This window comes from Paenibacillus sp. J22FR21 (assembly GCF_056269135.1).
The window spans coordinates 605,870-619,756 of record NZ_JBWDNJ010000004.1; the positions used below are offsets into that span (position 1 = coordinate 605,870).

The 13,887-nt window shown below is 49.5% G+C and carries 9 protein-coding genes; 1 reads left to right on the top strand and 8 read right to left on the bottom strand.

The window, feature by feature from the left end; all coding sequences use genetic code 11:
* Positions 1 to 205: 205 nt before the first annotated feature.
* The 8 genes from AC0YNS_RS18125 to AC0YNS_RS18160 form a co-directional block, all read right to left on the bottom strand.
* The gene (locus AC0YNS_RS18125; RefSeq protein WP_475782364.1) at positions 206 to 1,468 is read right to left on the bottom strand and encodes a hypothetical protein; all 1,263 of its coding nucleotides are present in this window, start codon (positions 1,466 to 1,468) and stop codon (positions 206 to 208) included.
* A 373-nt stretch (positions 1,469 to 1,841) separates the two neighbouring features.
* The gene (locus AC0YNS_RS18130; RefSeq protein ID WP_475782365.1) at positions 1,842 to 3,377 is read right to left on the bottom strand and encodes a tagaturonate reductase; all 1,536 of its coding nucleotides are present in this window, start codon (positions 3,375 to 3,377) and stop codon (positions 1,842 to 1,844) included.
* A 105-nt stretch (positions 3,378 to 3,482) separates the two neighbouring features.
* Positions 3,483 to 4,949, bottom strand: coding sequence for a glycoside hydrolase family 28 protein (locus tag AC0YNS_RS18135; protein WP_475782366.1), 1,467 nt, complete (start codon positions 4,947 to 4,949; stop codon positions 3,483 to 3,485).
* Positions 4,950 to 4,966: 17 nt separating this feature from the next.
* Entirely contained in the window at positions 4,967 to 6,073 is a 1,107-nt protein-coding gene (locus AC0YNS_RS18140; RefSeq protein WP_475782367.1) for a glycoside hydrolase family 88/105 protein, read from the bottom strand.
* Positions 6,074 to 6,115: 42 nt separating this feature from the next.
* Positions 6,116 to 6,991 carry a carbohydrate ABC transporter permease gene (locus AC0YNS_RS18145; protein WP_475782368.1) on the bottom strand — a complete coding sequence of 292 codons (876 nt, stop codon included), beginning with the start codon at positions 6,989 to 6,991 and terminating at the stop codon, positions 6,116 to 6,118.
* A gap of 21 nt (positions 6,992 to 7,012) precedes the next feature.
* Positions 7,013 to 7,966: an ABC transporter permease gene (locus AC0YNS_RS18150; RefSeq protein WP_475782369.1), complete on the bottom strand. Its 954-nt coding sequence runs from the start codon at positions 7,964 to 7,966 to the stop codon at positions 7,013 to 7,015.
* Between the two features lie 97 nt (positions 7,967 to 8,063).
* On the bottom strand, positions 8,064 to 9,650 hold the full coding sequence (locus AC0YNS_RS18155) for an extracellular solute-binding protein (protein WP_475782370.1): 1,587 nt from the start codon (positions 9,648 to 9,650) through the stop codon (positions 8,064 to 8,066).
* A gap of 190 nt (positions 9,651 to 9,840) precedes the next feature.
* Positions 9,841 to 11,355: an extracellular solute-binding protein gene (locus tag AC0YNS_RS18160; protein WP_475782371.1), complete on the bottom strand. Its 1,515-nt coding sequence runs from the start codon at positions 11,353 to 11,355 to the stop codon at positions 9,841 to 9,843.
* Between the two features lie 114 nt (positions 11,356 to 11,469).
* Here AC0YNS_RS18160 and AC0YNS_RS18165 point away from each other — a divergent pair, with 114 nt between their 5' ends.
* Positions 11,470 to 13,773, top strand: a complete 2,304-nt coding sequence (locus tag AC0YNS_RS18165; protein WP_475782372.1) for a helix-turn-helix domain-containing protein — start codon at positions 11,470 to 11,472, stop codon at positions 13,771 to 13,773.
* Positions 13,774 to 13,887 lie beyond the last annotated feature (114 nt).

Sequence of the window (13,887 nt, forward strand, 5' to 3'; positions counted from 1 at the left end):
ACCTCTCCTTCCGTTCGTTTATACCATCATCTCCTTGGACCCAGGCTAATAAACCTACAGGATAATGTTGAATATCGTAATTTTCACTTAAAAACAAAAAAGAAAAGCCTGTTTTCTCGGCTTTTCATTATGTATTATTGTGCTTGATTGTTACGAGTCCGCTGAAACATCTGCTTTCTAATGGGGAAGATGAACTAAGAAAGAATTACCATGCCGAAGCGTTTTTTCGGGCCAGTTCATCCATGAGACCAATTTGAGTCATTTCCTTAACTATTATCTCCTCAAGATCATTGCTATAAAAGCCTTTCCCATTAAAATCTCTGATTAATGCCAGTTTGCCGGCGTAGGTGGCGCGTTGCAAGTATTCCTGCAGCTCCTCTGCTTCCAGATCGTCGTCTACCATTAGAGATTGATGCTCGCTGCCCTCATCTTGCGGATGGACGTTGGTAACTCCTAATCCATCATGGGTAGAAACAACGATCCGTTTGGCCCTCTCCGCTTTCACCCGATTTAAGTATGTATACGGCTGTTCAATATTCGGAAGGTTCAGCGCTTCAACCATTCTGTTCATGATTTGACGACGGTTCTCTTTCTGTTCTTCGCCTGGCGCCCATTCACTTTTCTCATCTTGCATTTGCTTGGCTAGATAGTCATCCTCATTATCGAACGAATCGTATAAAAGTGTTACATCTTTCGCCATGATGCCTAGGAACTCCTTGAAATTGTTGGCCACTACATTTCCTGCCTCATCCCCGCCCATTGGAGAAACCATAACGATTGGCGCTTCGTTCAGATCAGTCACAGCACCAAACTCGGTAAGAAATCCATAGTGATCGCCGTCAACTCCTGTCCAACCAAATGCAACGACGTCCCAAGGGGTATTTCCATATTCACTATGTTGATATCCGCCGTAAAAACCAAGCTCATCCCACAAGGACAGTCCCTCCTCATGGAGTTGATTGCCCAATCCAAGGAGGTCATCAAAGATCGGAGGTGGAGAATATTTCCCAAAGTTGATCATTCTGCTTTCCTCGGCACTCCAAGAATGAGTGGCCTCAATACCGATTTCTTCTGGTTCTGGCTGTTGTATTTGCTGCAGTCTACGTTCGATCTGCGCAATAATCTCAGGATCAGTGACGACGCCGGGGGGTGAAGAAGTTGCAATTGCCAGTGTATCTGTCTTTGAGTTATATCCTATTTCTGCAAATGTCCTAATCTCCAACAGTTTTGTAGAAATATAAATATTACCGTCAATTTGGCGAAGACCGTCTTCCCATTCGTCACGCAGGTATGTCGTTTTCTTACGTTCTGGCGAACTAAAGGAGAGTGAGATCGCCCCACGATCTTCAATTTTGTATGTCCATCCCATAGCCTTAATTACCGAATCAAGAGGAAGATACTTTTTCCTCCCTTCCTTAAAAGGAGGTATTTCAAGTTGAAGTTGTATTCCGTCAACAATAATATTCAAGGATATTCCTACTTTCTGCTCCCCGATGAGTATCTTGATAACACTAAAGTTTGCAAGTGTTGTTGAGACGCGTATGTGAATTATAATTCAACTTTTAAAATTGATGTATGGGGGGAATTTTGAGCCCCCCCTGCCAGAATAACCTCTGGACTTCCAGAAGCTTCATGGCAGCTTTAGAAGAAACGCCTTGTTCCTTCGGCGTTGATCTAGGCAGGCGGTCGCTTAACATCTCGTCAACTCCTATGGGATGCATAACGCAACCTACATGTATCCACCTACTAATAACTGCGCGTATGTTGGTACTAGCAGAAAGCTTAATTACTACTGTTCTTTCCAAATAAAATACACTTAGCTACATTTTCAGGATTTATTTCTAGTGTTTATTAAATAATGTTTTTCTTCTCCCTAACGTCATCTGATTGACGACCGCATCCGCCAAGCCTGGCAAGCGCGTCAAATCGACTCCCCATATGCTAGAATTGCCTAGTATTTGTTTTATAACGCCATCGATGGAATCTGTTTCTTCTCGCAGCACCGGTTTCCAAGCTTCCCAAATCGATTCTAGCAATTTCGGATCGTCGCGAAGCGTAAACGACGAGCCATCCGGCAACAAAGAGCGGTGCTCTCCGGACAGATCGGCCGGTCGATACAGCCGGAGCAGCGATGCCAGCGATTCCGTTAACACCGATGGAAGCTGACTTGTGCGCGCGTAATGCGCCGTTAAGGAAGGGAGCAGCCGGACTTTCCATTTCGACAAACTGTTCATCGCGATGTCCGACAGCCGGTGCCGAATGTAAGGATTGCGGAACCTTTCCAACGTTTCACTCGCGTAAACCTTCATTGCGTCGTGGTCAAGAGGAACTGCGGGCACAATTTCTTCGAACAATCCTTGCAGAACCGTTCGTTCCCACAAGGGATGCTCTACCATCTCTCGCACTTCCAGAAGACCATTAACGAGTCCGATTGTGGCCAGCATCGTATGAGTGCCGTTCAGAATCCTTACTTTGCGAACCTGATAGGGGTTCAAATCTCGTACCCATTGTACATTCAGCCCCGCCTTCATGAGTGGAAGCCGGTCTTCTAGAGAACACTCTCCCTGGATCGCCCAAAAACAATAAGGTTCGGCAACCGTCAGCATAGGATCGTCGTACCCCCATTGCTGGAACAACCCTTCCGCATCGTCTCCGGGATAACCGGTCACGATGCGGTCGACGAGCGAATTAAGAAACCGATTGGAACCGCGCACCCATGCTTTAAACGACTCAGGCAACTGCCAGTCGTCCGCATGCAGAAGCACGATTTCCAACAGCTTCTCTCCGTTGCGCTCGAGAAGCTCGCAAGGCAGATGAGTTAATCCGCGAGCAGGATCGCCGGCGAACCTGTTGAACCGCCGATATAAGAAAGCCATCAGTTTACCCGGGAAGGTTAAGATAGGCGTATTCGGATTCCAAGCGACATTCTGATAGGATAGTCCCGCTTCCGTCGTGTTGGAGATGACGACCTCTAGCTCCGGCAGGTCGGCCAACGCGAGGAACGACCCCCATTCTTCGTACGGATCGATCATCCGGCTAAACACGGACACCGTCTCCCGTTCCTCGATCATCTTCCCATCCCGTAAGCCCCGGACGAGCAACGTGTACAACCCTTGCTGTGCCTTCAGTTGGTCCATGTGAGCCTTGCCCGAAGGGCGGGGCTGAGTCAAGGCGACGCTGCCGTTCCATAAGCCTTGCCGATTGCATGCCTCCAGCATCCAGTCCGTGAACCCGCGCAGGAAATTGCCTTCGCCGATTTGCAGCACCTTGATCGGTAAACTGCGGTGGCGATAACAACGGGCAGCCTCTTCCGGCCCTAACTCGCCAGGGGATAGCAGCGGCAAATCCAATAGCTTTGAATATTTATCCGTCGACATGATTCTCATTCCTTCCTTATAGAGATCAGTTCTAAATATTGACCATCACAACGAGAAAAGGAACTGTAACATCCATTCAGGACCTTGCAGTTCCTTTATTCACTGTTAGTGGCAGATTCCCGGCGTTCGGGTTACATTGACCGAACGTACAACCATGATATCGGGCGTGTCCGGATGTACCCGCTTCATCTTAAAATCCTTCACTTCAATATCACAGCTGTCTTCTAACCGCAGTGCTGGACCTTGTCTTGTTTCGATCCGCACGCCATTCAGTTCCAGCTCCCTGACATGCTTGCACAGCATCCCTTCGCCTGCAGCGACGAATGAATTGAATACCATATCAGGCTCATCCCCGACTTCACCTTGTTCCGCAGTCATTTCGATATGTACTTGATTGAGCTGCACATCGCAGATCGGCATCTCCGGAAGTCCGTACAGGAAACCGGCCGAAGCACGGCAGCGCTTGGCCGTTACGCCGCTTATCCGGATATGCTCGATGACAGGCGTAGCTTCCGTTACAGGCCTGGCCTCGGCACTGCCGATCAGCAAGTCGGACTTATCGACACCGTGGCGGTAGAAGGCATTGATCGTTAACGGACACAGCACATCCTCCATATAGAGGTTGCTGACCAATATGTTTCGGATATATCCGCCTCTGGCGCGGTTCGTCTTCATTCGGATTCCGCGGTCCGTTCCGATAAATATACAGCCGGTTATGACCACGTTACGAATGCCGCCTGCCATTTCGCTGCCCATCACGATGCCGCCATGACCTCTTTTCATCGTGCAATTGGCCACCGTAATATTTTCCGATGGCCTGGCGACTCTTCTCCCATCTTCATCAATACCTGATTTAATGCAGAGGCAGTCATCCCCCACATCAAAATGACAATCTGAAATTCGTACATAGGAACAGGAATCGATATCCAAGCCGTCGCCGTTCGGAGCGTCATGCGGATTGCGAATCGTAACCCCATGCACCGCTACGTTGCGGCTATAGACCACATGTACGTTCCAAAAAGGAGAGTTCTGCAGCGTCACCCCTTCAATGCGGACATCCTCGCAATCTATGAATTGCAGCAGAGGCGGACGGAGAAACTGGGACTCCCACTCGACGATATTGCTCGTGTACGAACGAATCAGCGACTCATTAAGTACCTTCAGCTTCTGCGTGACGTCGCTCGTAATTTGCCCGCCCTGCCGCAGTACGCGATTTGCTTGCCACCATGAATCCCCCTGACCGTCGATGACTCCCTGTCCCTTGATCGTGATCTGCTTCAAGCCTCTTCCGTATAGCAACGGCGAAAACGCGAAGCACTCATATCCCGACCATCTCGTCGGAACAGGCGGATAGCGGTCGAACTCCGAATGAAATAACAGCAAGGCGCCTGCCTCAAGCTCCAATGTCATCCGGCTCCTCAACACGATTCTTCCAGTCAAATATCGGCCCGCCGGTATATAAACCGTTCCTCCTAGATCCGAGCAAGCCTCAACCGCTGCGGCAATGGCTTCGCTATTGTCAAAGATTCCGTCACCGATCGCGCCAAACCGGGTTATATCGATGATCGACATGATCTACATCCGCTCCTTCATCGGTTGGTGTCCAATATATCGTTCATCGCCGTACATGCCATAACGAAAGCGCCGACTCCGTGCAGGTCATTCCTGCTTGTGGGGCGAGTCACATAGTTCTCGTAATCGCCGGCTGATGTCCCGATGCAGATATCGGGCATGATGAGCCGCCCTTGTTCGTCCTGCTCCATGCGGCTAATTAGCCCATGATACCCGCTCAATGCTGAGTCCAAGTATTCATCACCTATAACGCCTTGCTGAATGGCCTTTGCAATGGCGTACACGAATAAGCTCGTACATGAGGTTTCAAGCCAATTATCGTCGTTATGGCCTTTATCCACCACCTGATGCCACAAGCCGGTCGACTTATCCTGATAACCGATCAGTGAATGTAGGAAATCCCGCTGAACTTCCGCCAGTTGTGTGTATGCTTCCTCATCTTTCCCCAGGTTGGACATAAATTCGGCCAAAGCCAGTCCATACCAGCCGAGCGATCTACCCCAAAACTCAGGCGAACAGCCAGTCTGCTTATCCGCCCACGGCATCTCGCGGCTTTCATCCCAAGCATGGTAGAGAAGCCCGGTGCGTTCGTCTTTCATCGCTCTGCGCATAAGCCGCTCCTGCAGCAGCGCCATCTCTATCAGCCTGTCATCTCGGTACGCGAGAGCGTACTTCAACGCAAAAACGCCGCCCATATACAATCCGTCGAGCCACATCTGATAAGGATATTTATCCTTATGCCAGAAGCCGCCCTCCTTCGTCTTATTGAACGTGTCAAACAGGCCTCTTAATCGGTCAGCCGCCAGCCGATACTTTGGCTTGCCTGTCCTTTCCTGCAGCCGAAACAGCAGCAGACCAGCCTGAATGGCATCCAATTCGTCACGCGCAGCGTACAAATTTCCGTAATCGTCTACCAATCCGTCAACGTAGCCTTGGATATACGCCTCGTATTTCGGCTCGTTCACCCGTTCCGCGAGCATCTCCATCCCGCACAGGAATACCCCTTGATGATAGTGCCATCGGCGTGCAGGCGGTAGCTCCTCTGGCCTATAGATGTCCATAATCGAATCGCAGGCGTAACGCGCCCATTCGATCGGCGTTCTTAAGCTAATCTCTATTTTCATCGAAGCTCCTCCGTTTGCTTGTAAAGTGATCCATCTCTGCAATCAGCCTTTCATCGAACCGAGAAGTGCTCCTTTGGCGAAGTGCTTCTGCAGGAACGGATATACGGCCAGAATCGGCAGCGTAGCCACAACGATAACGGCCATTTTGACAGCCTGGTCCGGTGGAGGAACGGCACCGTCAAGACTTGAGCTGTAATCCAGACCGCTCGCCAACACGACAATCTGGCGAAGCAGAACTTGGATGGGCCACATGCTGCTGTCATTCAAGTACAGAATCGCATTGAGGTAGGTATTCCAGTAGGTCACTGCATAAAAAAGCGAAATGGTCGCGATAGCCGGCATCGACAGCGGAAGCACAATCCTGAACAAAATGCCGAAATCGCTGCAGCCGTCCATTTTGGCCGATTCCTCTAATCCCTCCGGGATGTTCTGGAAGAAATTGCGGAGAATGATCATATTAAACGCGCTGACGGTCAGCGGTAGGACGAGAGCGGCATAAGTATCGATCAAATGCAGCTCCTTTACAACAAGAAATGTCGGAATCAGCCCGCCTTGAAACAGCATGGTAAAGACGACCAGAAACATGATCGCCCTGCGACCGTCCAAATCCTTGCGAGACAAGCCATACGCCATTAAGGAAGTGATTAACATGCTAAAAGCAGTGCCGAACAGCGTGACCAACACGGAAACCGTGATCGATCGGAAAATCGTGCCCGTCGAAAAGACGAAGCGATAGGCTTCGAAGCTAATATCGCTTGGGAAAATGATGAATTTTTTGGCCGCCATCTCCGCACTAGTCGTTAACGAGCCTGCCACGACATGGAGGAACGGAAGAACGGTGGCGAGCGATATAATCATAAGCAGGATGAAATTGACGCTGCCGAACAGCCGGCTGCCGAACGTTCGATCCTGGATCATGCGGATTCCTCCCGGTTGTTCTTAGTAGATGCCATCTTCGCCGAAGCGCTTGGAAAGCTTGTTCGCGCCGATGACCATGATCAGCCCGACGATCGATTTAAACAGTCCGACCGCTGTGCTGTAACTGAATTTCCCTTGCTTTAATCCTGCCGTATACACATAGGTATCAATAATTTCCGCCACTTCGCGATTCATGGAATTGAGCAGCAAATACACATGTTCAAATCCAAGCTCCAGCACATCCCCCACCTTCAGGATGAACAAGACAATAATAACGCTGCGGACAGCCGGAAGCGTAATATGCCAAATTTGGCGAATACGACCGGCACCGTCCATTCTTGCGGCTTCGTACTGCTGCGGATCGATCGCCGCTATGGCAGCCAAATAAATGATCGTTCCCCAGCCCGCTTCGCGCCAGATCACCTGGATGATGTAAGTCGGACGAAACCATTCGGAGCTCAGAAGAAAATTTACCTTCTCTAACCCGAGCGCTCCAAAGACTGAATTCACGATGCCGCCGTCCATTGTCAGCATGACATAGCTGATGGACACAATAATGACCCATGACATAAAGTGAGGCAAATAGATGAGTGATTGAAACAGCCTCTTAAAGCCGCTGTTCCTTACTTCATTGAGCATTAAAGCCAGCAGAATCGGTACAGGAAAGTAGAACAAGAGATTGAGTCCGAACAAAATAAGCGTATTGGTCAAGATGTTCAGAAAATCAGGCTCGGTAAACAAACGGTTGAAATGCTCGAATCCGACCCATTCGCTTCCCGCGATCCCTTTAAACGGTTTAAAGTTCTGAAACGCAATAACAAGACCGAACATTGGCGCATACTTGAAAATCACGAAATAGAGCAGCCCCGGCACTATCATGACATACAGCCATATATTGCGACGAAGCCGCCTTCCGAACTCGCTTCCGGCATTTGGCGTCCGCATAGGCACCGGACGAACGGTCCATTCCCGCATCGTGCTTCTCCCTTCTGCCTGCATGGATCGAAGAGGCTGTCATTAGCGATCCGACAGCCTCTTCAGCTAGTTGACTACCCTTCCGGCTGATCCCTGTTTATTTTTGATAGACTGCGTTATATTCCTCGATAATTTGGCCTCCGCCGCGTTTCTTCCAATCCTCGATCGCTTTGTCGAAGCCGGCCTTATCGATTTTTCCGTATATATACTGGTACGTCGCATCCGTAATCAGGGTCTGGAGCTCCACGCCTTGCTCGGTAAAGGTTTGGGAGTCGAGCGCTGCGGCCGGATCCAAGATGGCGATTTTCTCGTTTTCCTTCGTGAATTGTTCCGCATGGATTCTGCCCGGGAGCGCGTAATAGCCCTCGTACATGCCGTTTGTTTCCCACTCGCCGATGAGACTGTCCTTGTAGCCCTTCACTTCCCGCTCGATCAGATCCGAATCCTCCGTTACCTTCGCTTTGCCGTCTTCGACGGTATAGTGCTTACCTTCGATTCCCCAGAACATCACGTTGGCGACTTCAGGCGTCATCAATTTATCGTAGAAACCCAGCACTTTCTTCAATTCTCCCTCGTCCTTTATACCGGATTTCGGGAACAAGACAACGTTGTTGTAACCCGGAATCGCCCAAGTGGCGAGCTCGCCGTTCGGCCCTTTGATAAGCGCCAGCGTATCGATGACAGCCGACGGAACGTTCTTGATTAAATCTTTGTTCAGACTGTCGATGTCCGACATCGCGCCGATGTACATCCCTGCTTTGCCGCTCGTGAATAGGCTGACCTGGTCCGTCTTGCTGGTTGCCGCGAAATCCTTGTTCATGGCTCCGGCATCGCGGATGGTTTTCATGAAATCCATGGCCGCCGCATACTGCGGGAACATGAAGTCAGGCTGGAGCTTCCCGTCCTGCTCGCCCCAATTATTCGGCGTCGCGTACCAAGAGGCGACCGTCTTGAAAGCGCCATAGATCAGATCGTTCCGATCCGCGAGTCCGATCGTGTTCGGTTTTCCGTCACCGTCCGGGTCTTTCTCGGTGAACGCTTTAGCCATCGCGATGACGTCGTCGACGGTCTCCGGCGTTTTCAATTGAAGCTTATCTGCCCAATCCTTGCGGTAAATAATGCCTTGGCGGGCGAGCGGTCTACCGATATAAAGCGAGAACAGCTTGCCGTCGACTTTCGTATTGTTCAGAATCAAAGGCTTTAGCTTGCTCAAATTTGGAAATTCGCTAAGCAAGGGTCCGATCTCCCAAAACTGACCGTCGCGAATCGCCCCTTTCATCTGCATAAACGTAGCTTGGTTTTTCAAATACGTGACTTGAGGAAGTGCTCCGGTAGCCATGGTCGCGTTCAACTTATCTTCATAGGTGTCCGCCGGAAAAAATTGATACGTCAGTTTCGTGTTCGTTAGCTTCTCGATTTCGTTCTTAATGGTGTCAGGCGGCGTTTGCGCAACGTTTAGCGGAAGCATGATCGTAATCTCCGTCGGCTCCTCGCTCTCAGGCGCCGATGGCTCCGTTGTTTCGCTTGTCGCAGGTTCGTTTGTGACGGCTGCTTCATTTGCTTTCGTATCGGTTCCGCTATTCGCTTCATTCACGGCGTTTCCGCCGTTATTACCACCGCATGCCGACAGCATCGTGCTGAGTACCAAAACCGTGCCAATCTGAACAAAAGTCCTTCTCTTCATCTTGCTTGACCTCCGCATCGATATGTTATTAGGAGCTGCACGTCAAACATACATGCGGTCAGTTCATTACGGATACAATCACGTCGCCACATTTCAATGCTTTGGGCCGTCTTCTGAAGAAATGATTATCGCCTCTTTCCATGACAACAAAAAATCCGCCTCACAATCGCAAGGCGGATTCCTATCGCTTCTATTCAAAATAAGATCTCGTGAACTCCTCGATCATGGCGTTGCCGCCGCTTTGCTTCCATCTGTCGACTTCCTGACCGAATCCCGCTTGATCGATTTGCCCTAAAATATAGCGATACGTCGCATCCGTGATGATTCGGTTCAGCTCCTCGCTCCGCTCATCGAACGTCGCGGATTCCAAATTCACGGTCGGATCCTTGACAATAAACTTCTCGTTATCGCTGCTGAGCTTCTCGGCAAGCGCCAGCAACGGGTCTTCCTGCGCGACTTGCAGCAGGTTCGGATTGCTCAAATCGGCGGTCATGAGCACATACATCGGCCCGACTTCATCGATACGAAGCTGCTCGCTCGCAGAGGGCAGCTGAACCTGCTTGCCCTGCAGCTTGTAATGCCTGCCCTCTACGCCAAATTTCATCAAATTCGCAACGTCGGCTTCCATGGATCGGTCGAAGAATGTGAGCACCTGCTTGAGCTCATCCTCCGATTTGATCGCGCTTTTCGAAAACAGGAACAGCCCGTTGAAATTCGGGATGGACCACACCTTGTACCCTTGCGGGCCTTCGATCCGGTTGACGACCGTAAACCTCGCATCATTGTTGAACTGCTTCGCTTCATTGGACAGCCGCTGTACATCCGTCATGCTCCCGATGTAGACGCCGGCCGTACCTTGTATAAGGAGATTCCGCTGAATGTCTTTGCTCGTAACGGCAAAGTCCTGATTCATGAGCTTCTCGTCGTACAGCTTCTTCATGAAGTTCATCGTGTCCATATAAGGCGCCGTCTCGAATTCGGGCACCATAAGGTGATCGGCTGCAACCCAATTGTTTGGTGTGCCGAAATAAGAACTGAGCGTCTTGAATGCACCGAAAACGAGATCGTTTCGGTCGGTTAATCCGATCGTATCGTTCTTGCCGTTGCGGTCGGGATCCCCATACGTAAACTGCTTCAATACGTCATAGAGCTGATCGAGCGATCGTGGCGGGGCAAGCTTCACATTCTCGAGCCAATCCTCTCGAATAATAACACCTTGCCGCGAGGACGGGCGTTCCGTGTACAAACCGTATATTTTACCGTCAACCGCAGTCTGATCAAGAATATCGCCATTCAGCCGTCTCAAGTTCGGAAACGCATCCAAATAAGGGCCGATTTCCCAAAACATATCGGAACGAATCGCGCTTTTTAACAAGAAATAATCGGTATACTTGACGAACGTCGCTTTCTTCAGGGAATTCATCGTCAAGGCAGCATTCATTTTATCGGAATAAATCTCGTCGCGAACCCAATCGATAACGAGCTTCGTGCCGGTCATGTCTTCTATTTGCTGAACAAGAGAGGCCTCAGGTCCTTGCGGAAAATGTAGTGGCACCATAATGGTAATGACAGGTCTGGAATCGCCCGCTTCAATCGCATTCGAACGAAATGATTTGGAGCATGAAGCAAGCGCAAGCGCTGTAATCAGGAGAATAACCGTTTTGATGGTTCTGCTCATAAGGCCGGATAAACGACAACGCAACAAATCAATTCCCCCCGAATCTGCAATAATGATTACTCTAGGCTTTAATGATTATTGTCCATGTACTTAGGGATAGCCTACAATGGTGGTATAACATTGATAAGGTGATGGCTCTTGATGCGCTCATTCAGTTTTCTGACCAAATTAACCTTTTTCTGTTTTTTGCTAAGCACATTGCCAGTTTTGTTCATCGGTATCTTCTCGTATGTAACTTCGTCAAATGAAATACAAAAAGATGTAAACAAAGGAAAAATCCAGCTTCTCGAGCAAATTAATGCCAATGTAGAGCAAATTCTCACGACTGTCAACCATACGCTTAACCAAGTCATTAACTCCGCCGTGCTCAAAAACGCAATGAACAGCTCCTTAACTGTAAGCGATTTCAATCTTTATGGCAATCTGCGAGACGAGCTACTGCACATGCAGTCGTTTGATACCAAACTGGAAGATGTGGTCTTAATAAACAAGCGCCATAATTGGATGATTAAAAATTCCGGCTTGTATCGATTCGATCGATATGCCTTCCATGATCAGCTCGATGGTCTGATTGAAGCTAAATCCGATACGGCAGTCATGAATCCGTCCCATTTGTTTTACAGCGAGGAAAGTGCCGAAAGCGCGATGTGCACGTACAGCGTTAGCCTGATTAAGAAGCTGCCTGTAACCGAGCCAAATCCTTATGGGATTATCATGGCAAACATTCCAACCTGCAGTTTGCAGTCGCTGCTTGAGCATGCTCCGGATCAGTCGGACATAACGTTGATTATCGACGATCAGCACCGCATCATTGTCCACCCTGACCGCGATTTCATCGGAAAGCCCTTGTCGGCCATCGGATTCGATCAAGAAAGCAAGCTTAACGAGCAAATCGGTCAATTCTTGTCGGATATCGATCATCAATCGTTTTCCGTTACCTATTACAAATCGCCGACTAACGGCTGGATCTATATGTCTATCACTTCCATAGCCAGCCTGACGAAAGAGTCTAAAAAAATCGGCATGTATACCGTTGCGGTTTGCGCGTTTATGCTGCTCATTACGATGCTGCTCGCATGGCTGGGATCACGGCGCATGTACTCGCCTATCGAAAGGCTTCTGAAGCAAATAGACGTGCGCAAACCCGATATCCGTCAGAATCGGACAAACGAATTTCAGGCGATCGGTGAACAAATTCGGCAATTGGCTCAATCCAAAACAAGGCTCGAAAGCGAGCTTCATCAGCATCTCAAGCAGGTACGCACGTTCTTCTTGGCTAAAGCTTTCCAGGGGAATGTGAAGCGAAGCGATCTCGTAGTGCAATTGGAGCGGTTCGGATTCAGTGCTCAGCTTGAAAAATGGAATTCGATGGCAGTCGTGACTCTTCAAATCGATTCGCTGGACGAAACCAGATACGGCAAACAAGACATCGAGCTGCTGCTCTTTGCCGTCCAGAATATGATCGAAGAGCTCATACCGCCCGAGAATCGGCTTGTTTCGTTGACGATCGATCACACGGTCGTCACGCTGTTCGGCAGCGCAGCTGCAGAAATCGAGGACTTTAAAACCTCCCTATTTATGTTGACTGAACAATTGCAGCAGCAGATTCAAAGCTTCCTTCATCTGACGGTCAGCATCGGCATCAGTCTTCCATTCCATGAAATCGGGCTCCTTCCTGCCGCCTATCAAGAAGGCTTGGATGCACTGAAATACCGGCTAAAACTCGGTGAAGGCATCGTTATCCAATATGAGCACGTAAATGCAGGGAAGCATTACTTTATCAGGAGCTATCCGAGCCAATTGGAAAACGACCTCATTGATGCCATCAAATTAGCCGAGAAAGAGAAAGCGAAGGAGATCCTTCAAGCTTTCCTGTCTCCCGTCTTCTCCGAGAAGATGTCACCGCAGGAGTATCATTTCCCCTTGGTGCGCCTCTTGAATAGCTTGCTGGTCGTTAAGCAGGAGTCAGGGATAAGCATGAATCAGATTGGCTCCGGCCGGAGCTCGTTATTTGAGGAGCTATTCGAATTGAATACCGTGCCGGAAATCGAGGATTGGTTCTGGACGCGCATCATCTTCCCCATGGTGCGTATTTTCAGAGACCGGCAGGATGCCCAATACTCCAACATTTCGGAGAAGATCATTGATCTGATACATCGTCATTACGATACCGATCTATCGCTGGAGGAATGCGCCGCGAAGCTTAATTACAATTCCAATTATTTAAGCAGCGTTTTCCGCAAGGAAACGAATAGCTCCTTTAGCGAATATTTGGCGACATACCGGTTCAGCATGGCCAAAAAATGGCTAAGAGAGAGCGATATTCCCGTGAAAGACATTGCTGCCAGGCTGCGCTACAACAATCCGCAGAACTTTATCCGTTCCTTCCGCAAGTTAGAAGGCATTACCCCCGGCCAATACCGGGATCGCCATACCGCTTCATGACAGCTGAATAAAACAATAAGGAGCAGTTGCCGGCAAGCCCGGTCAAACGTTTACTAGAAATAAATAGAGCTCAAATGACAAGAAGGGTGCCAATCCTAGCTGGATTGGCACCCT